Raw genomic sequence first — 25,171 nt, 5'->3', positions numbered from 1 at the left:
GGTCCCCTCGACACCCCTCGACACCCCTGGACTCCGCATGGTGACACCACGGAACGACTAGCGGAACGGGGCGTGTGGGGGCCAATTCCACGGTGACGTCACGAGGACCCGGCGGATGGGCGTTCGCCGAGGGCGGCGGCGAGGAGCGCACGGAGGTGACCGGCCTCCGGGAGCAGCGCGGCCTCAAGCGCCCACGCAGACCGAGTAACCCGGACCCGGACGAGCCTTGGTCATCAAAGGTTCCAAGAATCCGTGACCTGAGATTAAAAGGTTATCCCCGGCTCATTGCCTGGCATTTTGAGGAAAATCGAAGGCAAAATTATGGCTTCCGCCACAGCGTGCCCGTTCTGGGCGTGATGGAGTTGATCTTGACCACAAGGCCCGACTAGCACCCCTCGCCCCTACAGGGCCGGGTTGCGAGCATTGCCTGCAAAAGCACGTTCAAAGGAGTACGGCGCGTGCAGAACAGCACACACCGTCACCAGTTCAGCAAGCTGTCCCTGGCTGCTGTGTCCGCCATCGCCGGGGCAGCCCTGTTCGCCTCGGCGATCCCGGCCAACGCGGCCACCACCACCCGGCATTCGGATGGAGCGGCCCGGGCTGCCGCTGTCGTGGAATCCGCCACGGGGACAGTTGACATCGCCGCGTCGACGGCGGCTCCGGGCACGCCGGCCAAGGCGGTCACAGCCGCGGACGGGGCCGCCCTCACGGTCACCGCACCGGAGAAGGCGAATGGCGCCCTGCATGCCGCGGACGACAGCGGCTCGTCGTTCGGCCTGACGCTGCCGGGTGCCAAGGACGTCACCGGAGTCAAGGCCGGCGCGGGCACGGTGATCTACCCCGACGCCGCTCCCGCCACGGACATCGCGGTGCAGCCGACCAAGGACGGCGGAGCCCGCACCTTGGTCACGCTCAAGGACGACAAGGCCTCCGAGACCCACCGTTTCCGGCTCAACATCCCGCAGGACGCGAGCATCACCGAAGACGGCCAGGGCGGCTTCGAGATCACGCGTGAGGCCGGCGAGGGAGTTCACGTCCCGGTCGCCACGATCGACGCACCGTGGGCCAAGGACGCGAACGGCAAGAGTGTGCCCACCAGTTACAAGCTGGACGGCACCGACCTCATCCAGACGGTCGAGACCACCGGGAGCACCGCGTTCCCGGTGGTCGCCGACCCAAAGATGACGTGGGGCATCGTGACGGGCACCGCGTACTTCAACAAGAAGGAGACCAGGGCGATCGCCAACAATGGCGCTCTGTCCGGCGTGGTCTCGGGTTTCCTCCCGCCGGGACTGAACATCTACTGGGGCGCGCACGCCGCGGTCATCACCACGACGGCGCTGAAGGCGAAGAACGCCAAGAAGTGCATCAAGGTCAAGTTCGCGGCAGGAATCTTCATCCCCGGCCAATACTCCGGCGGAAACTGCAAGTAAGACCACCAGCAACACCCACGAACAAGACCAGCAAAACCAGCAAGACCAGCAAGACCAGCAACACGAGCGGAGAATGGCTTTGAGCAGCACATGGCTCATCTACAGCGGAGCCCTGATGGTGCTCCTGTCCATCGGGGTCCTGTTCTTCGCAGGTAGACCGACCACACCCGCCTGGCGTGACACCCCATCGATAGCCTGCGGCGTCGTCGTCTTCGCCGTGGTGTGTGTCCTGGCCCTGCTCCTCGACGCACCGCCCGGAATCGCGGTGTCCGGCGCCTGCTTCTGGATGGCCGCAACCATCACCGCCGCACACGCGATACGAGGCCGCACCAGCTCGCAGAACTGACCCCCTCACACATGAGCCCCTGACCACCGCCACCGGCCAGGGGCTCACGCGGCCCACACGCACACAGAAACAGACGAGGCGCCCACCGAATCCGGTAGGCGCCTCGCCTGTTGTTTCAGCTGTCGGGGTGGCGGGATTTGAACCCACGACCTCTTCGTCCCGAATGAGGTTCGGGCATGATCCACACCTGCGGATTTTGTAAACACGCAGGTCAGGGGATTGGCCTGAGGTGGTGCGGCGGGGTCTCCGTTGGCCTCCGGGGGAAGATCTTCTCCCAGAATTCTCCCAGCGCTGGGCGCTCGTCTGTGGCATCGCATCCGTGCCTCATCTGCAAGTCGCATTGCGGAAGCAAGTTCGCGCGACCCGCTGCAGGTTCCTGCGTGCCGTTTGGTGGAGCAATTAGACCTGGGCCCTGCGCCACGGTGCAGTGGGGTCTGACAGAGTGTCGAGAATCAACTCGCACCAGGTGATGGCGGCGTTGACTGTCAGGCGGGCATGGCGCACTCCAAGGCCGGACGGCGCGCTCGCCTGGCCGTGACCGCTGCCGAATCCCTGGTTACGTAGCTCGGCGACTCCGACCGCGATGTTCACCGAGCCCGAAAGGATCTTCTTCACGGCCTTGCTGCCATCTGGCCCGTCAGGTGCCGAGCCGGCGTCGAGCTTCAGCGCCTTCTGGACCGTGCTGATGAGAGCGGGGAGTGCTGCGTTCTTGTCGACCTCGATGTTCAGCTCACCAAGAGCGGTCTTCGCAGTCGCCTCAATGAGCTGCTTAGCCGCGCCGATGGCCCCGTGAGGATCCGTGGTCAGGTCCCTCCGAATGCGCTCTAGCTCGATCGCGATGCCCGATGCGTCGCTCAGAGTGCTCAGATCACGGACCAGCACCGGCGGGTTGGACCAGGAGATCCTTCCCTCCCCATCGAGAGTGAAGCCGTCCCGCTCCAGGCGCACCCTGATGTCGTCCAACCACTTCGGTGTCCCCTGATCGTCTGGGTTCCGGTATGCGCGGATGAAGTCCTCGAAGACCAGGAGTACACGCCGCACCTGGTTCGGATCAGACCAGTCCACACCCTCCGCGTAGAGCATGAACTCGGTCCGACGCTGGCCCGAGTCCTGGTACTTCAGCTCATCCGGAGGGATGGGAGCGAACCCGTGGTCCTCCCACAGTTCAGCCACGATCCGAATGGTCAGGTCCGTAGCCAGAGAGCGGAAGGCGTTGCGGGTCGCGGGGCTCACCAGCTCCCGCCGTGCGGTGACGGTCATAGTTCCGAAGATAGGAGCAGACCGTAACGGCCGTCACGGCCTTTTCACAGTGCGGAGTTCGCTCCAGAGAGCGACTACCGCCCCAGCCAGTCCTTCCACAGCTGGATGACTCTGTTGTCCTTCGACTCAGGACGAAGGACAAGCCTCAACCCTGTGAGTGCCGCGACCCTGGACGTACGGATCGCAGCGCTCCTGCGTGACACCGGCACCGGCACGGGAGTCGAGGACCGGGCGCAGGTGCTGGCAGTGGAGATCAGCACGTCGGGCCTGCTTTTCGGCCGGGCCAAGTTGGAGCTCGCGCACGCCTTCCACCACTCCGTTCGCGGAGACCAGGCGGGCATCGTCTCCAGCGTCGGCCGGCTCCGTGAGCTGACTCGCGAGGGCTACTACGCCTACTACGTCGACATCGCCCACTTCATGGCGGACCTTACGCTGGACATCACCTCCCATGTGCGGTGGCTCGATGAGCAGCAGACGGTACGCCAGCGGTGGCCGCAGCCTGGTCATTAACCGACGTGCTCTGCTCACGTCTGCGCTGGCCACCGGGACTCGCTAGCTGACATGACGGTGCGCCCAGAAGTCGTTGCGTTCGGCACGGCGGCCTTGGAGGCGTCCTGAGCAGACGCCAGTCTGTGAAGTTCGGACCAAGGCGACTTCATGTGGCCGCAGTCGGTCAGCAGACGAGCCCTGGGGGATTGGAACCTTGACCAGTGGATCAAAAGTCCTGGAGGGGGCCGTCCGGGTGGGTCCGGGCTGTCCTTCTCTGTCCGAGGACACCTGGTCAAGGCAGGTATCGGCTGTTGCCTGATCTGTCGGAGAACAGGCAATGAAGCGCCGTCCGCTCACGCATGTGCTGGCCCACCACCTGTAGGTTCCTGCCCCAGCCAGGCAAGTGATGCACCGAATTGCCTACGCGAGACATCGCGACGCGGTGGAGGTCGGCGCCAGCGTTCTTCGGTTCGCTCCTGGTACTGCTGTCTGTGGGCTCTCAGCCAGCCTGACGGGCCGACCGTACATCCAAGTCTCGGACCGTGATGTTCGGGACGTACTTGCCGCCCCTCTCTTCGGGCCGGACAGCGGACACGGTGGGAACGATGGCCTCGTACATCCTGGCGGCCACGGGGTCTGGGTCCACACGATCGTGACCGTTCATATTGAGCGATTCCAGGTAATCGACGAGACCGGTCCCCGACATGTGGACGGTCACCATTCCGCGGACGGGTTTGGAGGCACGAGCGTTGAAGTAGGACCGCTCGGTTTTCTCCCACACATTCTTCGGGCAGTGGATCGTGATCTCGGGGATCCCTGCGGCCTTGGTCAGCAGCTCCTGGTGGCCGGGCGGAGTGTTCGCGCATCCGGTGAGGCCGATGAGGGATACCAGTACGCCAACCCACCGACGCCCCTCGGCTGTGGGGTCGGGGGTGGACGATGGGCGTCACGGCGTTGGTCCAGGCGGGGCCGTTCATGCCCCGACTTCTCCGCCTGAGGGTCGCAGCCGCATGTAGTACTCCAGCGTCACCTGCATTCCGCGGAGGACTTCGTTCATCTGGGCGATCTGCCGCTTCGCTGTGGTCAGTTCGTCCCGGCAGGAGGCGGCCTCGGCCTCTGCTGCAGTTCGCTGTTCCTTCTCCTTCTCGATTCTGCGGAGGGCGCTCGGTGGGAGGCTCCTGTCCCCTCCTCGTGGCCCCAGCGGCATACCGAGTTCCTTTCTGCGCTTCTGCACCCAACTCTCGATGGTCTTGCGGGGGATCTCGTACTCCTCGCTCAGCTCCTGAGTCGTCTTGGTCTTACCAATGACGAGGTCGGCGAGCTCCGCTCTTCTTTCAGGCGTCATCTTTGATTCAAAGGTCACTGTGAGCCTCCTCCGTGCTTGAGTTCGTCGGGGTAACTGCTCAGCCACTGGCTGGAAACTGCCACGGCTCGCGAAGTCATCCGACTGTGTGACTAACGGCCTGCTTGATGACAGGCCGTCAATCCCGGTCCCGAAGACCTGGATTACAGCTTTGATGCTGCTGCGGGAACCCTCGTCCTGCTCCTGGCCGGCGGCTGGTCGTTGCCGTGTCGATCGCCAGATGAGTGGAGGCCAGACGGCATCTTCGTCAGACCGAGGGCAGTTTCTCGCCCATCGAACTCATCACCAGCAACTAGGCTTGGGGTGAGGGTAGTTGGGGGCGAAGGTGCATAGTTCTCCACCGGCTAGTAGGGAGAAGTCGCTGCTACGTGGGGGGCTGGGTTGGACGGTGCAGAGCTAACTGCCGTTTCTGGACCTATTGGCGTCGTGATTGGTGCTGGCGGAGCTCTCCTTGGAGCCCGCATCCAAGCGCAGGCAACGACCACCACTGCGGAAGCCACTGCTCGTGCAGCGGTAGAAGCGGCCCGTATCCAGTCCGACACCGACAAGAGCAGCCAGACCGAAGCGGCACGTCGCCAGACGTACGCCGCGTTCATCACGACAGCACATCAACTACAGGTCGAGATGGAGAAGTTGCACCGGGACTTCTATAGCCCTGCTCTCGACACCCGTGAGGCGAACCGGGCGCGTGACCGCATCGAGGAAGCGGCTTCCCTTGTATTTCTGGAGGGTCCGGAAGAGGTGTCTGAGGCAGCTTGGGAGGTCTACAACGAGGCAGGTGCCGGGATCGCTGTATGCGAGGTGCATTCCGAGGTGCGCGCCGCGTGGGCGAAGCTCCGCGGAACGGGCAATCAGAGATCGCTCCGACTGCTGCTCAGTGAGTCCCAGGACGCTCTGGAGGGGGTCCAAGGGCTGTGGGCGGCCACCGCACGTAAGTGGTGCTTGGGCATCGCCAACGGCTCAGGGACGCGACATTTCCCAGCGCTGCCCACTCATGAACACCGGCCATGGGGCATGGAGATCTGGTCCCACGACGACGGTCCATTTGGTGGGGCCAGACTTGTGCAGATGCGCGACGAGGGTGGACCTGTCCCCTTTTACGAAACGGTCAGGCCCTCCTCCGACGTTATTGACCGTCTGCGCGCAAGCATCGACCACTACATGTCGGCCAGCGCCCTGTTAGTGGAATCGGAGACGCTGACCGCTACTGAGGTGAACGACATGCTGGCGTATGCCCTGGGGTCCGAACATGGTGCGACCCCTGAGGACACGTTCGCCCGTACCGGAGGTGACGTCGCCAACGACATCTTGGAATTCATCAGTAAGGCGCAGGGCGTTCTCGGCATCGCGAAGGATGGATCGCGCGGCGCACGGCAGGGCTGAGAGTCCAGGGAGCCCAGTCCTCCAGGCCGCCACGTGCGTCCAACAGGCTGCCTGACACCCAGCCTTGCCGCACTATCCGCTCACTCATCGGGCCGCAAACGAAGCAGCGCCCGAGCCGACCGAAGCCGCCCCGGGCGGTCGATACCGCGTCCACGAGAGCCCAGCCATGCTGTGCGCTGCAGCCTTGCGCTAGTGCCGCGCGACCGGCGCGATCCGAGCCCGGGGCTATACGCGGGCGGGAACACCGGCCAATCCGTCGTCCCCATCCTCACCATCCTCACCCTTCTTGCGGTCCCGCATGTCGTCGAGGCTGTCCAAAGTCGTTCTCAGCGAGTCAGCGAGGCTGCTGGCCGTTTCAGCTCCAGCGGACACCCCAGGAAGCCCTTCAATACGCAACCCGGTGTGAGTCTGTGCGACCGAGTAGCCGAACTCCTGGAGGAGACCGGTGAGGGCGTGGTGGAGATACCCGCGGGCCGCTCGATGGAGCAGGCCAGCACGGCCTTCTGGCATGCCTTCGGTCTGCTCGCGTGCAGCCGCATGGCGCGCGGTTGCGGACACGAACCACTCGACCGAAGCTGCTCGGGTCCCAGCGGAAGTGATCAATATGCCCACAGCCCGGGTCCGATCATCGGTGTCTGCGACCGGGAGCCCTATGCCGGTAAACAGGGTCTCCAGTTCGGTAGCGATCTGGCTGCCGTCATGACGATGAGAGGCCACGCGCGCAAGCTAGCGGGAAGCGATGGGCTCAAGTGGCTGGTTGTACGCAATGAGCTGGCTAGTGATCGAGTTCGACCGACCCCCTGCTGAAGCGCCTACAACAGGGCGCATCATGACAACTCAGGAAGGCTTCCGTCCTGCAAGTTTCGACAGGCCACGTACGGGCTAGCAGCACATCTCAGGCCCCCGGCGGCGGGCGAGTTCGGCGCTTCCTGGAAGGTTGCGCCCTTGGTCAGCTACGACGGTGTACTCACATCATGCGCGAGGTGGTCTCCTCGAGCTGTGCGCCCCGTGCGTGGGTGCACACGTACATGGGGAGCAGTGACCAACGCGACGAGGTGGCCTGCGGGAATCACGCGTGCGGGGCCCAGCGTGACTCCGGAGTTGATCTGGCAGTCGCGGCCGAGGGCGACGCCTGGGCCGAGGCTGATGTTGTTGCCGGTCTGGACGTGGTCGCCGATTAGTGCCCCGAACTGTGGGGTGCCACACCTGTACAGACCCTCGGGCAGGCGGAGGATGACTTCCCGGTCCGGGCGCCGCATGTCCTGGCCGAGGTGGATGGCTGCGACGGTGACGAGTGCAGACAGGTGGGTGTCGGCGCCGATCAGAGTTCGGTTGAGGCCGATGCGGTGGCCCAGGATGCTGCCCTGTCCGATGTAGGCGTTGGTGACTTCGCAGTTGAAGCCGATGCTGGCGCCCTCCCCGATCACGGTGTGGCCGCGCACGGTGCTGAACTCCCAGACGCGGGCGTGGGCTCCGATGATGACGTTGTCGCCGACGATGGCGTGGGGGTGGATACGGGCCGTCGGGTGGATGCGGTGGCGGATCAGGCGGAGGGCCTCTGTGTGCAGGGCGGGCCAGTCGGCGAGGAACTCCGCGAGGTCCAGGTCGCCGAGTTGCCCGTACGCGGTACTGGCGAGGTCGGTGTCCTGCGGGGGCGTGATGTAGTCGCCCAGCGGTAGTGCGGGCATGGGGGTCTCCTGCCGGGACTTGGTCGGTTGAGGGCTGGGTTCGTCGGTAGGCTCGCCTGCCTCAGGCGGCGTATGGATGGAGTTCACCCGTGAGTCACCCACGCTTCGGTATCGCGATCCTCACCATGGGCAACCGGCCCGCCGAGCTGCGTGCGCTGCTGGATTCGGTGGCCAAGCAGGATCTGGAGCCGACGCGGGTGGTCGTGGTGGGCAACGGGGCGCCGCTGCCCGAACTGCCCGCGGGCGCGCACGGGGTGGAGCTGGACGAGAACCTCGGCGTGGCCGGCGGGCGCAACGTGGCCATCGAGGAGCTGCGCCGGTTCGGTGACGTGGACGTGGTGGTGGATCTGGACGACGACGGTCTGCTGGTGGATGCCGATGTGCTCAGCCATCTGGCCGGGATGTACGCCGTCGATGACCGCCTTGGCATCGTGTCGTTCCGCATCGCCGACGAGCACGGGGAGACGCAGCGCCGGCACGTGCCCCGGCTGCGGGCCAAGGACCCGATGCAGGGCGGCGAGGTCACCACCTTCCTCGGCGGCGGCCACGCCCTGTCGATGCGGATGCTGGAGCAGGTCGGGACGTGGCCGGACGCGTTCTTCTTCACGCACGAGGAGACCGATCTGGCCTGGCGGGCGATCGATGCGCGGTGGCGGGTGGTGTACGAACCGGCGCTGCTGCTGCAGCACCCGAAGACCTCGCCGGCCCGGCACGCGGTCTACTACCGGATGACCGCACGCAACCGCGTATGGCTGGCCAAACGGCATCTGCCCGCCCTCCTCGCTCCCGTCTACCTCGGCGTCTGGGCGGCCCTCACGCTGGCCAGGACACGCTCCCGAGCCGGTCTGCGGGCCTGGTTCGGTGGCTTCCGGGAGGGCCTTTTCACCTCCGGCGGCCGGAGGCAGCCCATGCGCTGGCGCACCGTCGTACGCATGGCGCGCCTGGGCCGCCCGCCGATCGTCTAGGCGTGTGCCCTGCCAGCTTCCGCGTGCAGCCACGCGGGCAGCGCGCTCGGCGTCCGCTTGATCCAGCGCGTGTAGCGGGCGACACCCTCTTCCAGCGTGATCCGTGGCTGCCAGCCCAGGATCCGCTCCATGTGCACGGTGGAGGCACAGCCGCCCAGCGGGTCGCCGGGTGGCATGGGCGTCTCCACCAGCTCGGCACCATCACTCCGTTCCGCGATCAGTTCGGCGACGCGGCGAATCGGGGTGGGCCGCCCGGTGCCGATGTTCACCGTCTCGGCATGGGCCTCCGGTGCGGCCAGCGCCAGGAGGGTGCCCTCTGCGATGTCGTCGACGTGCACCAGGTCGCGGACCTGGTGGCCGCCGCCGTTGAGGTGCAGCGGCAGGCCCAGGGCGACGCGAGAGGCGAACCAGGCCACCACCCACGAGTGGCTGCCGGGCTTGATGACCTGCGGCTCGCCGTAGACGGAGAAGTACCGCACGATCGCATGCGAGGTGCCCACAGCGCCCAGGCCCAGCTTGGTCTGCACTTCCCCGAACGCCTTGGTGTTGGCGTACACCGACAGAGGGCGCAGCGGACGGGACTCCGCGAAGCGCGGCGGCGTACGCCCGTAGATGTCCGCCAGCAGCTCCCGCGCGCCCCGGTGCTCGTCGTGCGGCCCGGCCCAGTCCTCGGGGTTGCCGTTGCCGTACACCGACGCCGATGACACGAACACCAACCGCTGGAGCCGGTCGGAGGCCGCAGCGGCAGAGAGCACCGTCTGCGTACCGGTGATGTTGCTGTCGATCGCGGCCTGGGGCGAGCGCGTGCAGGCGGCGACATCGGCCAGTGCCGCAGCGTGGATGACGAAGTCGCTCTCGCCGACCAGTCGCTGGACCAGGGCCTGGTCGCGGACGTCGCCCACCACGATATCCTGGCAGTCTGGGTTCACGTCGAACAGGTGCTCGTAGACCTCGATGGGGTAGGCGTCGAGGGCGCACAGAGCCACTGGGCGGGCGCCCAGCTCACGCAAACGGTGAGTGATCCGTGAGCCGATCAGTCCTGCGCCCCCTGTGACGAGGACGGCCTTGCCTGCCAGCGAGCGAAGTACGCGGAGCCGGTCGTTCACACTGCCTCCTGGTGGATGCGGCGGATCCCGCTCAGGACGAGCTGGGGTTCCTTCGGGCTCGTGCGCATGTGGTGGTGCTGGGTTGCGACCCTTGCCCCGATGCGGTCGCCATGGGGTTGTTCCGGATCTCCGACTCGGGGGCGTCTCAGAAAGGCATGGGACGCTCACGGCATCGGGTCGGCGAGCGTCACTCCGAGCGCGAAGCCGATTGAGCCCGAGATGGTGATGATGAGAAGTGGTCCCGCCAAGCGGCCGATTCGAGAGGCAATGCGGGCGGTGAGCCGTCTCACGGTCGTTCGCCTCCGCTTCGTTCGTTCACCGCGCGGACCTTGGCGCTGAGCGAGGCACTGGCACTGGCTGGCGGGGCTGTCGCGGCGCGGCACTGTGGGCACCGGCAGGGCGGGTACTCCATGGAGCCCGGCGCAAGGTCCGCTCCCTCCGAGGCGGCGAGCCTCAGTACCCCACTGCTGCCTTGCTCCTCGATGAGCTGGGCAAGCCGCGCCCGCGCCGCGCTGCTCACGACCCGGCCCTCAGCGCGCGGCGGAGGACGTCGGGATCGGTGAGGGTCCCGTCGCCGGGCAGTTCGCACCAGCCGCCGAACCACTCGTCGTGATGGTCGGGATGGGGCACGACGAACCAACCCCCTTGGGAAAGGAAGCGGACAGGCAGGCGCTCCCAGCTGTCGGCCGACCCTGTGCGGACCGCGAAGTACAGGTGGTCGCCGGGCCGGTCGTAGAGCACTGGGCCGAGGGGCTCTCCCGCGTCCCGTAGCCGAGCCAGGGCGAGAAAGCCCTCCTGGGCCGGCACTCGCACCACGTCCCAGCCCCTGCCGGCCTCCAGCAGGTGAAGACCTGACAGGTCGTCCAGGGGCGGCGCCGCGCGCAGCGCGTCGCGCAGGGGCATCGTCATTCCGCACCTCCTCTCTGCCGCACGAGCGGGCCCACGCTGGTGGCACCGGTGCGCCGACGCTGTGCTTGAGCGGGTCGGACCACGATCAGGCGGGCATTGGTGGCGGCTATCTGCCGTTCGCGTTCGTCCGCGATCTGCTTGGGCCCCAGGTGGCTCCGCGCAGGGATCACCACCCCGTAGGTGTGGGGCAGTTCGAGGGTGTCGAGCAGCCCGACGAAACTCGGCGAGCGAACGATGACCGTCGCCGGTGCGCGTTCCGTGAAGACACCGCAGAGCGTCAGCTCGTGCTGTCGGCAGTACTCAGTGAGGGAACCGACCAGCGCCGTGTGCCGGACGAGGCCGCCGGTCGTGTGCCGCAGGTAGCCATACACGTAAGGGCCGTTCACCGGCAGCTGCTCCGTGAGGGATGCGAATTCCATGCCCATCAGCGTCGAGGCAGTCCAACGGCCTTGAAATGAGCTCCTGTTGTACTTCCGTTGCACTTCACGCCCGTCGCAGTCACAGCGCGTGCTTCCATACGTGACAGAGGGGAGGCAGCCCGTGATCGGCGTGCAGCAGTGGACCGGCCGAGAGGCGAGTGCCCTGCGCGCCGCGCTGCGGATGAGCATGCGCGCCTTCGCCGAGCACCTGGGCGTCGCGCTGCGCACGGTCGCCAAGTGGGAACGCCTCGGGGCGGACACAGTGCCACGGCCGGACACGCAGGCCATCCTGGACACCGCACTCACACGCGCGGACCCGTCGACCCAAGCGCGCTTCGACGCCCTGCGCCCTCCCGACGATCAGAGCCTCAAAGGCAATCCGGCGGACTACGAGACGTGGACCGAGGACATCGACCGCGCCATCGTCTGTCTCAGCCGCCAGAACTTCACCTTCGCCTCCAGCCTCCTGAACCGCTGGCTCGGCGCCCGGAAGCCGCACGACCTGGACGCCAAAGGCCGTTACCTCTACGGCCGTTCACTGGTCCTCCTCGGCGACCTGCAGCGCGACCAGGGCGCCATCCTGGGGCCGCTTTCCGCGCGCCAGTCCTACGGCACCGCACACAGCCTGTTCGGCGACCTGGACATTCCGCGCCGCGTCGCCCAGATCGAGTTGTCGCTCGCCGTGGTCAACGAAATGGCGGGACACCTCGACACATCGGCGCGCCAGTACGAGCAGCTCGCCACCGACGAGCGCCTCAGCCCCCGCGACCAGGCCCGCGCCCGCCTGTGGGTAGGCACCGCTCTCAGCAAGGAGGGCAACAACGAGTACGCCGCGCAGGTCATGCTCTCCGCGACCCACGACTTCGAAGACCTGGGCGAGCCCGACGACTGGTCGGTCGCCCACCAGAAACTGGCCCTGGCCCACCGCGGTGCTGGCGACATCACCCAGGCACTGCACTACATCGGTATCGCACGCACCACCGGCACGGTCGATTCCCCCATGCAGCGCGTACGCCTCGATACCGCGTACGGGCACATCCTTCTGTCCGACCCGGCGACCCGGAATGATGGGCTGTCCGTCCTCGACCAGGCGACGCAGATCGCTCAGCAGTACGGCCTGAGCCATCAACTGCGCAGCATCGAGGGCATCCGAAAGGGCCAGCAAGGATGAGCAGGAACCAGGGAGTGCCAGTGCCGGACCGCGAACAGCACACGATCACCGACGAGCAGTTCCACGACGCCACATTGATCTGGGACTACCACCAGATGGGCCACGAACCGCGCCCCTGCTCCGCGGCGATCGGCCTGGGCAGCCACGACCTCGGCGTAGCCACCACCGCCGCCGACCTCTACCGTGCCAACCTCTTCCCGGTCGTCGTCTTCACCGGCGGCAACAGCCCCACCACCCGCGCCCGCTTCCCGCGCGGCGAGGCAGTCCACTACCGCGAACACGCCCTGAGCCTGGGCGTCCCCGACGAGGCCATCCTCGTCGAACCGAAGGCCGCGAACACCGGACAGAACATCACGCTCTCCCGCGAGCTGCTGCAGGAAACGGGCGTGGGCGTCGACTCGCTGCTGCTGATCTCCAAGCCCTACATGGAGCGCCGCTCCTACGCGACCTGCCGCAAACTCTGGCCGGAGCCCGAGATCATCTGCGCCTCCGAGCCACTGGAACTCGACGACTACATCAAGTCCATCGGCGACGAGAAACTCGTCGTCGACATGCTCGTGGGCGACCTGCAGCGGGTCATCGACTACCCGAAGCAGGGGTTCGCCATCGAGCAGGACGTACCTGGAGACGTCTATGACGCATACAACCGCCTCCTGCGCGCCGGCTTCGACAGCCGCCTCATCAGCACCTGACAGACCCGCCACCCCGCGCCCCGGTTCGGCGTGCGCGATCCACCAACCGAACCTGTTCCCCAGACTGGCGACCCTGGCCAAGCTGTACGCAGCCGACCGGTGGATCATCCTGGACGACGTCCAGTTCGCCAGGCGGGACTATCAGCACCGAACCCGGCTGGCGAACCTGAACGATCCAGGGACGCGCCAGTGGCTGACGCTCCCCACCCACCTGCCCCACGGCCGTCCCACACTGATCCACCAGGCACGGCTCGCCGCCCCCGACAGATCCCGGCGCACCACCGCCCAACTCATCCAGCAGCACTACGGCCGCAGCCGCTACTGGCACGTCATCCACGAGGCATTGGTCCCGGTCCTGGCGGGCTTCACGACCACGGATCACCTGGCGGACATCGCTGAGACCTCCACGCGCACCCTGCTCACCACGCTGGGTTGGCACGGCGAGGTCTTCCGCAGCAGCGAGCTGACCGCCCGCGGCGGACGGTCCGAGCGCCTGGCCGATCTGGCCGCCGCTACGGGGAGCACCGCCTACCTCTGCGGCACGGGCGGGATGCGGTACCTCGATCCCGCGCCCTTCGACGATCACAGCATCGCGGTCACCCCCTTCTCCGTCCCGGCGAGCGGACAGATGAAGGTCTGGCGGGCGGCACGCGAGGTGAGCGCGCTGCGGGCGCTGGCCATGGCCGGTCCGGAGACACTGGCGGCAGAACTCCACACCCACGGCCACCGCTCTACCCTCTCCGCACCACCGCACAGCCGCGACCGCGGCCCAGGAGTCCTCACATGACCGAAGAGCCCACCAAACCCTTCCTGTATGTCATCGTCTGCGCGGCCGGGATAGCCGACGGTGTCGGCAAGTTGATCACTGTGGCGCAGGAGCAGAACTGGGACGTCGGCGTGATCGCCACCCCGCAGGGGCTCGGCTTCATCGACCAGAACGCCATCGAGGCCCAGACCGGCCGCCCGATCCGGTCGGCCTGGCGCACACCGGACGACCCGCGCCCCTTCCCGCCCGCGGACGGGATCGTGGTTGCCCCGGCCACCTTCAACACCATCAACAAGTGGGCGGCGGGCATCGCCGATACCCTTGCCGTGGCCACCCTGTGCGAGGCGTACGGCGCCGGCATCCCCACCGCAGTGCTGCCCCGCGTGAACCCATCCCTGGCAGCACACCCCGCGTACCGTGAGAGCATCGCCCGGCTGCGCGAGATGGGTGTGCTCTTCGGCGGCTATGAGCCCCACTGCCCCGAGTCGGGAGACGACGACGCCTTCCGCTGGGAAGAAGCCCTGGATCTCCTCGCGCCTGGGCTGTCCACGGGAACGTGATCACCGTCGTCGAACTCCTGGCGCCGACCTCTGGGCGAGGTGGTTGACGCGTAAGGCCACACAAGTACTCCCCGCCGGCCGGAACCCCCGCCGACCCGGTCGCGGTCTGGCTCAACCGGGCGCACGAGCTGCTCCTCATAGACGTCATCCGCCCCGGTCTCATCACCCCGTGGTGGTGTACCAGTTGGCGCCAGAATGCAGCCACCATGATCGGCCCGCTCCTCGGCCTCCCGGCCTTCTCGTACGTCGATCTGCCACGCCCCCAGATCACCACCAGCCACCCCAACGGCTACCTATGGAAACGCGAATTCGTCGACACCTGGCTCGGCGTGCCCCGCCGCCTGGATCAACACAGCCGGACCCGCTCGTAGGGCTCCAGCCCCAGCACTTGGCCATCGTGCACGCATGGTCAACTTCCCAGCCTCTGCGGCACAGGGCCTCCGACGCGGCCTGACCAAGTCTCCTGTGCCGCCCGTGGTCGTCTATTGGGGCGCGAGGGGATCCCAGGAAGTGGGTCAGGTCGTGAGCCATGGCGATCCGGCCAAGCCGCGACGACGCACGTAGGTGCTGGAGACACGGACTGGCAGCTGTGATCTAATCGCGGCGGCCATCGCCAAGGAGGGTTCGTGTCTACACGTGGTGCGCGCGGCGGCGTGACGTCGGCAGCGGACAGGACGGAACAAGATCCTCCTGGTTTATGGGCCAACCCCAACTACCGGATATTTCTCACCATTCAGACCCTGTCGGCCCTCGGTGATTCGTTCTCGTATGTAGCGATCCCGCTTCTTGTCCTGCACAGCACCGGTTCGGTAGTGCAGATGGGCCTTGTCACCAGCTTGACCGGCGTCGCCTCAATCGGCACCGGGTTGTTCGCCGGTGTAATCGTCGACCGCGTAGACCGCCGCCGTCTCCTCATGGTGGCTGACGCGGCGCGTTGCCTGCTCTTCGCGCTCATCCCGGTCGTGTGGCTTTTCGCCACACCGATATGGCTGGTCTATGCGGTTGTCCCGGCCGCCGGCGTCTTCATGATGCTGTTCCGGGTGGCTTACGTGACGGTGATCCCCGCCATTGTCGCGCCCAGTCAAATCACCAAGGCCAATGGCCATCTGTTCGGCACGTACGCCGCTGCCAGCGCCGGCGGCCCGGCACTGGCAGGCTTCATCGCCTCCAGCTTCGGCCCAGCTGCGGCCATCGGCATCGACTCCGCCACCTTCGCCCTCTCCGCTGTCGGCATCCTGTTCGTGAAGATCCGCCCCGACAAGGGGGCCACCACGCGTGATGCCGCTGAACGAGCCGGTGTGCGCGGGGAATTTTTGGCCGGCGTCCGATTCCTGTGGGCGCACCCGGTGTTGCGCCCCCTGACCGTGCTGCTCTCGCTGCTGACCTTCCTGACCTACGGGCTCACCGACCTGGTCATCTTCCGCGTCAAGGAGGACCTGGGACACCCGGACAGCACCGTCGGCTTCGTCCTGACCGCCGGGACACTCGGCACCTGTCTGGCATCCTTCGTCGTCGCGCGCGTCCGAGAACGCCTCGGCTTCGGTGTCAGCTGGATCGGGGCCTTTACGGTGGGCGGTACCGCTGTGCTGTGCCTGGGCCTGTCGGAAAGCGTTCTGGTGGTCGGCGTGCTCGCCGCGGTGATGCTGTTCTGCACCAGCATCGCGGGGACCTGTTCCATGTCGCTGCGCCAAGAGGTAACCCTCAGCCATCTCCTGGGGCGGGTCACTGCCGCGTTCTGGACGACCCACTCCGCGCTGGGCCCGCTGGGGGCTGCCGCAGTCACGACCGCGGCAGCTGGGGTTGGTGTCACAGCGACGTGCCTGGGTATCGGCGTCAGCGTCGTGTGCGTCGCCCTGACCGGTGTTCTGACGGGAATCGGGCAGAGCCGTCCGGGCCATTCAGCAAAGCAGGACGCGTGACACGCGTGCCCCAGGGGACACACGGCCGCCTTAAGGGTGTTCACGCCAATGACCGGGCTATGGAGGATGCCTGCTGCACTGGCTCCGGACCTGGTCACCGCGGTGAGGGCGGCAGTCCACACCATTCCTTCCGGTCTGGCGCTGGCTGGAAAGATCGCGCCTCTCCAGAGTTCCGTCCGCCGTGCGGCAACGCGGCGCCTAGAGTGAGAATCCGCGCCCGTAGTCCCCATGAGCGCAACCACAATCCGGAATTGGAAAACCCTATATGGCTCAGGTAGCTCGGCAGACCCGTCGGACAGCGCAGGTCAAGAACCCAGCAGGCCCAAAACTGCGCCCGTCGTTGCAGTCTCCCGAGATGCCAAGAGACGGACTGGACGATGATGCGATCATCAAGGGCATCGCATACGAGGCTGCCGGCTTCATCGGCCTGGATGTCGAAGCCGTCGAGGTCGAGGGCTGCCGATTTGAGAATTCGCGCTTCACGGGTACCGAGCTACGCAGAAGCCAGTTCAGCGACAGCGTGTTCACTACCTGCGATTTTGCTGAGGTATCCGCCCACGACGTGTCACTCATCCGATGCACTGTCGAGGGAAGTCGCATTACAGGCTCGTCGTGGAAATCAGGCACATTTCGAGATGTGCGCTTCAACGGGTGTCGAAGCGACCCGGCACTGTACCGCCACATGAAACTGTATAGTGTTGTTTTCTCTGGTTGTAAGCTAGCTGGGGCCGACTTCCAGTCGGCTGCACTGCACAATGTGCGCTTTGAGGATTGCGACTTGACCGGGGCCCAGTTCGCGAATGCGCAGATGGGCACCGTGAGGTTCGAGAAATGCACCCTCATTGACGTCGGCGGAGCAGCGAGCCTGAAGGGGGCAACCGTGCAAGGCCCAGGAGCCATGGAGCTGGCCCTGAGCCTTGCGCGGGAAACGGGAATCCTCTTCGAGGATTAGTCGAATTCAGACAGCCACATTGGGTCTGTACCCCGCATACTCCGGGCTTGAGATCGTGCGCGCCACGAACTCGAAATTGGCATCCTCGACAAAGCTGCACAGCTCGTCGAGCAGCATCTTCCCGTAGTCGGTGAAGACGTCTCGGTGCTTCTTCAGATCCTCGCAGGACTCTCGTAGCGGGAACGATCCCGTTCCCGAAGGGCCCAGGTCCAGGCCGCGGCGGTATTCCATGAACAGCAGGGGAATAGTCACGATAGCCGCGTGGAACGCCTTGTCGAGCGGGCGCTGTTGACCGATCTTCACCGCAGACAGGACGTAGTACTCCGGGGAATCCAGTTCGCTGGATGGGCGGTTGAAGGTGCGGTAGACCTTGTCCCCCACGAAGAGGTTGAGGTGCATGGCCTCGTGAACGAGGCACATGGCGTAGTCGGGTATGTCCCACGTGGGACTGGGGCTCATGATCACGATGCCCGGCATGTGTGAAGCGGATCCGCCGCCATCTGCCCCGCTGTTGAGAACGACCAAGTCCGTCACCAGCAGGTCGACCATGCGACGGAGGTCCGGACTAATGTCCTGGATGTGTTCCAGCGCCTCGGTGACCTTGGCGTGCCATGTGGCTCGGGCTTCCGTGTCGGTCGGAGTGGATCCCTTGAAGATGTTCTCGAAGATGCCGTTCTGGATGCAGAACTTCGACCACTCCCCGTCCTCGTAGGAGATCGACAATCCCTCACCGTTGACAGGGATCGAGCGTTGTTGCGGTGATGAGATGGCATCTCGGTAGGCCAGTGGCAGGTCGCCGGCGCTGGGGTATTCATCGCGCACAGCGTGGATGAGTCGGGCCGTGTTCTCGTAAGTGTGGCCGATGTTCATGAAGTGCACCAGGAACTCTCCCTCAATAGCGGCCGGAAAGCGTGTCCGGGGCGAACTCCTCATCGCCCCGGACGCACTCAAGACGGACAGCGCTTCAGCGCGCTGACGCCGTTTAGGAAGTCCAGCCGTCCCACTCACACGTCCTGCTGTTTGTCCGTCGGCAAATGCGATCCGCTTACGGGGGCGCGGAGCCCTGGGTGTTGATAGGGCCGGCCGACTATGTCGAGCACGAAGGAAGCAAGCCGATGCGCGTGTTGTGGAGGCTGAATCACCCGCTCCCAGCAGACGTGTGGGCGTACGCCGCTAAGAACTAACCCAATCGCCTGAGGCGCGGAGCAGAGCCGTCATTCGGCAATAGCATCGGCTGATGCAGAGGAGTATTCCCTCCCTGGATCCCTGTTCCCGCCCTCGGCGACGTCCGCGTCGAGCAGGCGATCGCCGACCTCGACGCCTGCTGGCTCCGATCGCCAAGGGCCTCACTCCCCACGGCCTCCGCCACACCCACCGCACGATGATGGAGGACCTCGGCGCCGAGAAGGTCCTCATAAACGAATGTATGGGCCACATCTCCGGTTCTGTCTCGGCGCGCCATGCGCACGTCACGCCTGGCATGCGCCGACGCCTCATGGCTGGTCTGACCGAGCAGTGGGAGGCGGCGCTCGACGTCCGACACGCGATGTGTCCCACGTCCCCCGTGCGCGTGTTCAACGACCTCCTGCGCGTTCGCTGAGCAACTCAGCAGTGCCCCGCAGTGCTGCTGCGGGGCACTGCGGGCGTTTACCGGATTCCTTCCCGTCACCCGGCATATCGCTGCCAGGATCAGGGGCGTGACATACGTAGTGACTGTGGACGCCCTCATACCCAAGAGCTCTCCGGAGATGGACCCCCTTCAACGCGCCGGCGCGGTGGCGCTCATCGAGGATGGTTTTGCCTCTGTCGAGGCGATCGAGGGACCCGACGGCATGGAAGTCGATCTTCTCGACACCATCGTGGCCGTCTACCCAGGCGGCGCACTTCTGAAGGTGTTTGTGGATGCGTCAGCTCTGGAGTTCGCAGAGGAGGCCGTCCGGTCAGTGGTGGGTGAACTGCTGGAACGATCCGAGCTGTTGGCTGACTGGCAGATCGAGCGATGTGAGGTCGAACTGCACCCGGAGCTCGCCCAGGAGAGTCTCGCCGCTGCCGACGGTCCCGATGCCCCGCCCGACAATCTGGCGGACCGAAAGGCGCGGCATACCGAGAGCCCCACGCCCGAGGACGAGAGCGAGGGCTACGACGCCGAGGCGCAAGCCGAGGTGGTACGCGGTCAGATGCTTGCACGGGCGGATCAGCTGCGCTCCTTCCCACCCGTGATGTTCGGCGTCTTGGACGACGAAGAGGACGAAGAGGACGAAGAAGGTGCCGGCGAGTTCGCCACTTCGCCGGAGGACGCCAAACTCGCTGCTGGTGCTTTGGTGTACGCGACGGACATCTTGGTGGACGAGCTGTTCCAAGACGTGCAGACTCTGACGGAGGAGGACACCACCGCTGCTGAATACGACGGTCCCCTGTGGCACTTCGAGGACCTTCCCGAGCGATACGCCCTCCAGTACGACGCCCGTTTCGCTCGCCGCTTCCTGGTGACGGTCATCGCCATGACCACCCGCTTCACAGACGGCAGCTTCCAGCAGCTGAGCTGCGTCGCTGAGGAACTCGCGCTGAAACTACTACTGACTGAGACGCACGTGACCCTGGAGACTTTCGGGCTGCTCGACGACGGCGTCTCGGCCGCACTCGACTCGTTCGCTGACAACGTTTACGAGGACATGGATCACGAGTGGCTCTATGACGACTCCATGGACGGCATCGACGAGAGCGCCGTCGGAGAGGCTCTCGGCGTGGCGCCGATGTCGTTCAAGGCGTGGTTCACCCCGTTTAACAAGGGCAGGTACGTCCACCCGTCCGCGGCGGATGAACCCGAGGGGGCGGCGCACACTGGAGGCCACGCGTAAGTACGCCGCGATCCCCCCAACAACGCTTGGCGACGCGGTGGTAGCTGCTTAGAGCGTCCGCCCAGCCCGTAGTGCAGGAGACGGGGGCAGGCCGTACAGAGTTCCGCCAGCTGTCGCCCCGCGCGGCGGGGATCGATTTTGCTCGGCGGACATCGACAGAGGCACCCACTGGAAGGTCACCGCCACCAGCCAGGGGCTCGATTCGCTTATGGTTCGGGCCCCTGACTCAGCAACTCAGTCCGACTCTGGCGCGGTCTGGCTGGCAAAGAACGCCGCAGCGACGGTGAGTACGGCCGCAGTGTCCTTCCGGTCGAGATCAGAGAGCGCACCAGCGATGACGGACACCCGATCCTGCAGCGTTGCGCCATCCCAAGCCCTGGCAAACTCGGCAGCGGAGTCCAGAAGCGATGGGTCCTCCTGTACGAGCTCCTCCAGCGAGGGGGCCATGCGGTCGAGGAAAGATCCGAGCAGTTCCCCTCCACTTCCACCGTCCAAGGTGGCTACGAGCTCGCGGCCGTGCTCGGGATCCTGGACCGCTGTCATCACTTCCCTGGCCAGGAAGTTGGTCCGAAGGATCTCCATGTTGGCTTCGAAATCTGGGAACTCGGCGTCGGCCTGTTCCACGTAACGAGCGATCGCTGCGTTCCACTCAGAGGCATCGCGATCGGTCAGAAACGTGCCATCAAGGCGCGGCAGCAACCCCTTGGTCTCGCGATAGGCAAAGATCCAGGCCGCAGACAGGCCGATGGTCTCCAGCAGTTCGACACCGTGGGTCTCGATGCTCCTCAGGGAAGGCACCTGGGGTGTTTCCGCGTCGGGATCGAAGAACACGGGATCGTCAGGGCCAGGAGGCCGGCCGAATTTCTCCTCGAACCGACGAAGCTGCGCTTTGAAGGAGGCAACCGCGGTGTCGTCGATGCGAACGACCTTGCCGTTGCGAGTGATGACCTGTGAGAAGCCTTGCTCGAAAGCGAGATCGATCAGCGCGCAGCCAGGAGAGCTGGTCCATCGCCTGTCCGCGCTGCTGACGGGCTCCCCGAGGTTGGTGAGGGAGAAGAGCCGAGTGAGCATCTCATTCGTGCTCAGACCTTGAGCAGGTCCCAAGAGGAGGACGTCAGCGACCGGAATCAGCGAAGATCCTGGAGGCAGCGCGTAGGCCCAGGCCACTGCCCGCTCGCCCGCATCGCTGATCTCTTCACCGTCCTTCGCCACCAGGGCGAGATAGAGGGCAGGGAGGAGCGCCATGGGGTCGTCGTCCAGGCGCAGACCCATTTGGGTGAGCAGGTAGACCCCATGTCGCAGTGCGTCAAGGGGCGTTCCGTCGTGGGGGAGGTCGATCTGAGTGCCCTCCCAGAAACGAGCGATCCTGTCGTTTGCGTCGACCAAAGGTTCCGGCAGTACCTGATCGGGAGGAGGTCCTTCGATCGGACGCGTCCCGGCCAGTGCCGACCCCGGCAGGCAGTTGACGGGCAACTTGCGCTGATCGAGGCCAAGCACCTCCAACCGGCCCGTCAGCTTCAGCATCAACTCCCCTTCATCCACTGGGAGGTTGTATTCCTCGCTTGCGGTAACGACCTCGCGGACGAAGCTCTCGATGCCCTTCCAGTGCACCGTGCCACGAAGAATCCGGAGCCAGCCGTCACGTGCGTTGGCGAATTCGAACTCGTCCCTGAACTTCTGCGGCCATGCGGTGCCTAAGAACAGGGCATCCAGGGGGTCGATGTCATGGAACCAAGGTTGGTCGTCCCCCTCCAACTGCGCCATGCCTAGAGCTCCGTAACCGAACGCGTACGCTCCTGCCAGGCTGACCTTGCCTGGGGAGTTGGTGCGCATCAGCCGCCCCAGAGCGGCTTCACCTTCGGTGCGCGGATCTGTAGGTGTTGGCACAGCCGCCCGCGCCGGCCTGCGCTGTCCTGCTGACCGCTGCTCACGCTTCTTTCGAGATGCCCGCCCCATATGTACCCTCCTTGCGGTCAGCCTGCCGTAGGTACGAGGCCCGCGGACGGTTTTTCGGAAGGTTGCTGCCCTTGCTGTAGGTGCTTAGATGCCGAGACTCTTCCGTCGCACCCGCAGGGAGTAGGACGTACCTTCGGGGCCACTGCTGCTGCCCCACCCAACGCTGGTCGCGATGGCCCAACCCCGCTGCTCCTGCATCTGGCTCGCGAACGTGCCCAAGTCACGGATCTCGCATCCGCATGTCAGCTTGAGCCGGATGCTGATGTACGGACTCCGGGGATTGGGGTTGCGGCCCGTCGCCTCGGTCCACTCCACGTCGTGGACGTGTTCCTCCAGCCCGGTCCTGTTCTGGTCGTGCTTGATCCCCTGAGCTTTGGCGTACTCGTCGAGGTCGTCGATCACGAAAAGGTGGCTCGACCACTCGCCGGGCCAGACCGCGAACAACCGCGATTTTCCGGCGGCGGCGCGCTCGTAGGCGGCCCGATCGTTGCCATGAGTGACTCTGCCGTCATCATGAACCTCGATGTAGCAGGTGGTACGCGCGGTGTACGGAAAGTCGATTCCTACTGCTGCTGCACTTCTCGGCTCCACTGGCCCCCCTGGTTGGCTCGGTTCCAACCGTGCTGGTCTTGGGGCCGCCGATTCACGAACGCGCATACGGCGGTCCCTGTTAGGCACCTCACCGTAAGGGAGGAGGGCAGATACCGCTGGGAGAAGCCGGCCAAGGTCTTCTCCCAGATTTCTCCCAAACGATCACCTGAGACGCAGGAAGGGCCTGACCCGCAATGCGGATCAGGCCCTTGACCTGGTGTTACGGCTGTCGGGGTGGCGGGATTTGAACCCACGACCTCTTCGTCCCGAACGAAGCGCGCTGCCAAGCTGCGCTACACCCCGATGTCGTTGCTCCACCCGCCCGCATTGCTGCTGGCCGTGGCGACATCGATTACTTTAGCGGACCGGCGCCCGGAGACGAAATCCGGTTTTCGCGGGCCGGGGTTCTGGGCCCGCGCCGGCGTGGGCCCGGGCGGAGGCCGTCCAGGGCCACCAGGAGCAGGGCCAGGGCGTAGAAGGCCAGGCCGAGGATGACGGCGTTGGTGAGGACTCCCGTATAGCCGTGGGCGTCGACGTCCAGGAACGGGTAGGGGTAGCGCGCCGGTGAGCCGGGGGCCATGAGCGCCCCGCGGATCAGGGCGAAGCCCAGGTAGGCGAGCGGGTAGAGCAGCCACAGCGCCGCGTGGCGCCAGCGCAGGCCGCCGCGCGAGGTGGAGCTGAGGGCCAGGGGCGGTGTCAGCAGGAGCCAGTCGAGGAGCGCGCCGATCGGGGTCACGGTGTGCATAAGCTGATTGGCGAGCGAACGCCAGCCGGAGAGCGCGTCTATGTCGTCCGTCATGGCGAAGCCGCTGGAGCCGTTGGCCAGGACGAAGTGGTAGACGAGGCCCGTGATCGAGATGAAGAGAAGCGTGCCGCCGGTCACCACCGGAGGCAGCGCGCGCCGGCCCTGCCACGCGCGGCGTGCGCCGAGCGCGAAGACCACCGCCACCAGGACATTGCTCTGGAGGGTGAAGTAGCTGAGCACACGCAGCGGGCTGCCGATGGCCAGGTCGATGACGACGCCGGTGACCGCGGCCAGGGCGATCAGCGCCCGGAAGGCCGCGGTCACCGGGCGGCACAGTCCGGGCACCGTGATGTCGGTCGGGGCGTACGACGACGTTGTCCGCGCGATCATGCCCCCACGCTAAGCACCGTTGCGCTCACGCGCGCGCCGTCAGCGCCGGGTGCCTGACGCCGGCCACAGGCACCCACCGGGCGCCTGACACTGACCACAGACACCCGGCGCCGGGCGCCTGACACCGACCACAGACACCCGGCGCCGGGTGCCTGACGCCGGCCACAGGCACCCACCGGGCGCCTGACACCGACCACAGGCACCCGGCGCCCACCGCCCACCGCCCAGCGCCCCTCAGCCGCCCGCCACCAACGTCAACAACGTCGCCTCCGGAGGGCAGGCGAAGCGCATCGGGGTGTAGCGGTTGGCGCCGCAGCCCGCGGAGACGTGCATGTACGACGTCCGGCCCTCCGCCTCGTGCGTGGAGAGGCCCTTCACGCGCTCCGTGTCCAGGTCGCAGTTGGTGACCAGCGCCCCGTAGAAGGGGATGCACACCTGGCCGCCATGCGTGTGACCAGCGAGGATCAAGGGGTAGCCGTCGGCCGCGAAGGCGTCGAGCGCGCGCAGGTACGGAGCGTGCACGATGCCCATCGAGAAGTCGGCGCCCGTGTCCGGACCGCCCGCCACGCGCGCGTACCGGTCGCGTTTGATGTGCGGGTCGTCCAGGCCGGTGAGCCCGATCTCGTAGCCCTCGATCTTCAGGGCGCCCCGCGTGTTCGTCAGGTTCACCCAGCCCGCGGCGTCGAAGCCGTCGCGCAGGTCCTCCCACGGGTTGTGGATCACGCCGACGGCGGGTGCGTTGCCGTTCAGGCCGTGCTTGCCCTGCGACTTCTCGACCAGGTAGCGGACGGGGTTGCGCGGCTTGGGGCCGTAGTAGTCGTTCGAGCCGAAGACGTACGCCCCGGGGAACTGCATCAGCGGGCCGAGCGCGTCCAGCGTCTCCGGCACGCCCTCCGGGTCGGAGAGGTTGTCCCCGGTGTTGATCACGAAGTCGGGACGGAGACCCGCGAGCGAACGCAGCCAGCGCTGCTTCTTGCGCTGCCCCGACACCATGTGGATGTCCGACACCTGGAGAACTCTGAGCGGTCGCATCCCGGGTGGAAGGACCGGCACGGTGATCCGTCGCAGTCGGAAGAAGCGGGCTTCGATGCCCACCGAGTAGGCCAGACCGGCGGCGGCCGTCGCCGCGATTCCCAGGGGTACTGCGTATTGCGCGCGCATCCTCCCATCGTGTCAGACCCGAAGGCCCCGTAAATCGGCGGGCGTCGGG

Annotated in this window: 24 protein-coding genes, 1 tRNA gene and 2 pseudogenes; 14 read left to right on the top strand and 13 right to left on the bottom strand. The window is 66.1% G+C overall.

The window, feature by feature from the left end; all coding sequences use genetic code 11:
- Positions 1–458: 458 nt before the first annotated feature.
- Both ACWFRU_RS27905 and ACWFRU_RS27900 read left to right on the top strand, forming a co-directional pair.
- On the top strand, positions 459–1,433 hold the full coding sequence (locus ACWFRU_RS27905) for a hypothetical protein (protein ID WP_453690882.1): 975 nt from the start codon (positions 459–461) through the stop codon (positions 1,431–1,433).
- Positions 1,434–1,512: 79 nt separating this feature from the next.
- The gene (locus ACWFRU_RS27900) at positions 1,513–1,779 is read left to right on the top strand and encodes a hypothetical protein (RefSeq protein WP_453690881.1); all 267 of its coding nucleotides are present in this window, start codon (positions 1,513–1,515) and stop codon (positions 1,777–1,779) included.
- A gap of 399 nt (positions 1,780–2,178) precedes the next feature.
- On the opposite strand, the gene ACWFRU_RS27895 is transcribed toward ACWFRU_RS27900, so the two are convergent.
- Positions 2,179–3,039 (bottom strand): abortive infection family protein, encoded by an 861-nt coding sequence (locus tag ACWFRU_RS27895; protein ID WP_453690880.1) that lies wholly within the window; start codon positions 3,037–3,039, stop codon positions 2,179–2,181.
- A 153-nt stretch (positions 3,040–3,192) separates the two neighbouring features.
- Between ACWFRU_RS27895 and ACWFRU_RS27890 the strand changes: the two genes are divergently transcribed.
- On the top strand, positions 3,193–3,549 hold the full coding sequence (locus tag ACWFRU_RS27890) for a hypothetical protein (protein WP_453690879.1): 357 nt from the start codon (positions 3,193–3,195) through the stop codon (positions 3,547–3,549).
- Positions 3,550–4,501: 952 nt separating this feature from the next.
- Here ACWFRU_RS27890 and ACWFRU_RS27885 read toward each other — a convergent pair.
- Positions 4,502–4,891, bottom strand: a complete 390-nt coding sequence (locus ACWFRU_RS27885; RefSeq protein ID WP_453690878.1) for a hypothetical protein — start codon at positions 4,889–4,891, stop codon at positions 4,502–4,504.
- A 426-nt stretch (positions 4,892–5,317) separates the two neighbouring features.
- Between ACWFRU_RS27885 and ACWFRU_RS27880 the strand changes: the two genes are divergently transcribed.
- Positions 5,318–6,274, top strand: a complete 957-nt coding sequence (locus ACWFRU_RS27880; protein WP_453690877.1) for a hypothetical protein — start codon at positions 5,318–5,320, stop codon at positions 6,272–6,274.
- Between the two features lie 225 nt (positions 6,275–6,499).
- Here ACWFRU_RS27880 and ACWFRU_RS27875 read toward each other — a convergent pair whose 3' ends face one another.
- Both ACWFRU_RS27875 and ACWFRU_RS27870 read right to left on the bottom strand, forming a co-directional pair.
- Complete coding sequence (locus tag ACWFRU_RS27875) at positions 6,500–6,991, bottom strand: hypothetical protein (RefSeq protein ID WP_453690876.1); 492 nt, start codon at positions 6,989–6,991, stop codon at positions 6,500–6,502.
- A 236-nt stretch (positions 6,992–7,227) separates the two neighbouring features.
- Positions 7,228–7,962, bottom strand: a complete 735-nt coding sequence (locus ACWFRU_RS27870) for a transferase (RefSeq protein WP_453690875.1) — start codon at positions 7,960–7,962, stop codon at positions 7,228–7,230.
- Positions 7,963–8,051: 89 nt separating this feature from the next.
- Between ACWFRU_RS27870 and ACWFRU_RS27865 the strand changes: the two genes are divergently transcribed.
- On the top strand, positions 8,052–8,927 hold the full coding sequence (locus ACWFRU_RS27865) for a glycosyltransferase family 2 protein (RefSeq protein ID WP_453690874.1): 876 nt from the start codon (positions 8,052–8,054) through the stop codon (positions 8,925–8,927).
- Here ACWFRU_RS27865 and ACWFRU_RS27860 read toward each other — a convergent pair.
- The 3 genes from ACWFRU_RS27860 to ACWFRU_RS27850 form a co-directional block, all read right to left on the bottom strand.
- Positions 8,924–10,033, bottom strand: a complete 1,110-nt coding sequence (locus ACWFRU_RS27860) for an NAD-dependent epimerase/dehydratase family protein (RefSeq protein ID WP_453690873.1) — start codon at positions 10,031–10,033, stop codon at positions 8,924–8,926. The two genes, ACWFRU_RS27865 and ACWFRU_RS27860, sit on opposite strands and share 4 nt — an antisense overlap.
- A 516-nt stretch (positions 10,034–10,549) precedes the next feature.
- Complete coding sequence (locus ACWFRU_RS27855) at positions 10,550–10,942, bottom strand: hypothetical protein (RefSeq protein WP_453690872.1); 393 nt, start codon at positions 10,940–10,942, stop codon at positions 10,550–10,552.
- Positions 10,939–11,361 carry a hypothetical protein gene (locus tag ACWFRU_RS27850; protein WP_453690871.1) on the bottom strand — a complete coding sequence of 141 codons (423 nt, stop codon included), beginning with the start codon at positions 11,359–11,361 and terminating at the stop codon, positions 10,939–10,941. Before ACWFRU_RS27850 ends, ACWFRU_RS27855 begins: the two co-directional genes overlap by 4 nt.
- Before the next feature lie 121 nt (positions 11,362–11,482).
- Between ACWFRU_RS27850 and ACWFRU_RS27845 the strand changes: the two genes are divergently transcribed.
- The 7 genes and pseudogenes from ACWFRU_RS27845 (at position 11,483) to ACWFRU_RS27815 (ending at position 17,421) form a co-directional block, all read left to right on the top strand.
- The gene (locus tag ACWFRU_RS27845) at positions 11,483–12,532 is read left to right on the top strand and encodes a helix-turn-helix domain-containing protein (protein ID WP_453690870.1); all 1,050 of its coding nucleotides are present in this window, start codon (positions 11,483–11,485) and stop codon (positions 12,530–12,532) included.
- Entirely contained in the window at positions 12,529–13,224 is a 696-nt protein-coding gene (locus ACWFRU_RS27840) for a YdcF family protein (protein ID WP_453690869.1), read from the top strand. Before ACWFRU_RS27845 ends, ACWFRU_RS27840 begins: the two co-directional genes overlap by 4 nt.
- The gene (locus ACWFRU_RS27835) at positions 13,166–14,011 is read left to right on the top strand and encodes a WbqC family protein (RefSeq protein WP_453690868.1); all 846 of its coding nucleotides are present in this window, start codon (positions 13,166–13,168) and stop codon (positions 14,009–14,011) included. The genes ACWFRU_RS27840 and ACWFRU_RS27835 overlap by 59 nt, the downstream gene beginning before the upstream one ends.
- Positions 14,008–14,550, top strand: coding sequence for a flavoprotein (locus ACWFRU_RS27830; protein WP_453690867.1), 543 nt, complete (start codon positions 14,008–14,010; stop codon positions 14,548–14,550). The genes ACWFRU_RS27835 and ACWFRU_RS27830 overlap by 4 nt, the downstream gene beginning before the upstream one ends.
- A 74-nt stretch (positions 14,551–14,624) precedes the next feature.
- Positions 14,625–15,004, top strand: a pseudogene (locus tag ACWFRU_RS27825) (hypothetical protein); the annotation flags it as partial.
- Positions 15,005–15,176: 172 nt separating this feature from the next.
- Positions 15,177–16,469 carry an MFS transporter gene (locus tag ACWFRU_RS27820; RefSeq protein WP_453690866.1) on the top strand — a complete coding sequence of 431 codons (1,293 nt, stop codon included), beginning with the start codon at positions 15,177–15,179 and terminating at the stop codon, positions 16,467–16,469.
- Between the two features lie 355 nt (positions 16,470–16,824).
- On the top strand, positions 16,825–17,421 hold the full coding sequence (locus tag ACWFRU_RS27815) for a pentapeptide repeat-containing protein (protein ID WP_453690865.1): 597 nt from the start codon (positions 16,825–16,827) through the stop codon (positions 17,419–17,421).
- A 6-nt stretch (positions 17,422–17,427) separates the two neighbouring features.
- Here the strand turns inward: ACWFRU_RS27815 and ACWFRU_RS27810 are convergent, their stop codons facing one another.
- Positions 17,428–18,291, bottom strand: coding sequence for an aKG-HExxH-type peptide beta-hydroxylase (locus ACWFRU_RS27810; RefSeq protein WP_453690950.1), 864 nt, complete (start codon positions 18,289–18,291; stop codon positions 17,428–17,430).
- 386 nt (positions 18,292–18,677) lie between these two features.
- Between ACWFRU_RS27810 and ACWFRU_RS27805 the strand changes: the two are divergent.
- Both ACWFRU_RS27805 and ACWFRU_RS27800 read left to right on the top strand, forming a co-directional pair.
- A pseudogene (locus ACWFRU_RS27805) lies at positions 18,678–19,021 on the top strand (LacI family transcriptional regulator); the annotation flags it as partial.
- A gap of 97 nt (positions 19,022–19,118) precedes the next feature.
- The gene (locus ACWFRU_RS27800) at positions 19,119–20,279 is read left to right on the top strand and encodes a hypothetical protein (protein ID WP_453690864.1); all 1,161 of its coding nucleotides are present in this window, start codon (positions 19,119–19,121) and stop codon (positions 20,277–20,279) included.
- A gap of 234 nt (positions 20,280–20,513) precedes the next feature.
- Here ACWFRU_RS27800 and ACWFRU_RS27795 read toward each other — a convergent pair whose 3' ends face one another.
- The 5 genes from ACWFRU_RS27795 to ACWFRU_RS27775 form a co-directional block, all read right to left on the bottom strand.
- Positions 20,514–22,043 carry a hypothetical protein gene (locus ACWFRU_RS27795; RefSeq protein WP_453690863.1) on the bottom strand — a complete coding sequence of 510 codons (1,530 nt, stop codon included), beginning with the start codon at positions 22,041–22,043 and terminating at the stop codon, positions 20,514–20,516.
- 276 nt (positions 22,044–22,319) lie between these two features.
- Positions 22,320–22,637: a hypothetical protein gene (locus tag ACWFRU_RS27790; protein WP_453690862.1), complete on the bottom strand. Its 318-nt coding sequence runs from the start codon at positions 22,635–22,637 to the stop codon at positions 22,320–22,322.
- 418 nt (positions 22,638–23,055) lie between these two features.
- A tRNA-Pro gene (locus tag ACWFRU_RS27785) sits at positions 23,056–23,129 on the bottom strand.
- A 49-nt stretch (positions 23,130–23,178) separates the two neighbouring features.
- The gene (locus ACWFRU_RS27780) at positions 23,179–23,961 is read right to left on the bottom strand and encodes a Pr6Pr family membrane protein (RefSeq protein WP_453690861.1); all 783 of its coding nucleotides are present in this window, start codon (positions 23,959–23,961) and stop codon (positions 23,179–23,181) included.
- A 234-nt stretch (positions 23,962–24,195) separates the two neighbouring features.
- Positions 24,196–25,122 carry a metallophosphoesterase gene (locus tag ACWFRU_RS27775; protein WP_453690860.1) on the bottom strand — a complete coding sequence of 309 codons (927 nt, stop codon included), beginning with the start codon at positions 25,120–25,122 and terminating at the stop codon, positions 24,196–24,198.
- Positions 25,123–25,171: the final 49 nt, after the last annotated feature.

It is taken from the genome of Streptomyces sp. NPDC055099, from assembly GCF_053607685.1.
This window is presented reverse-complemented; position numbering and strand designations above follow the sequence as displayed.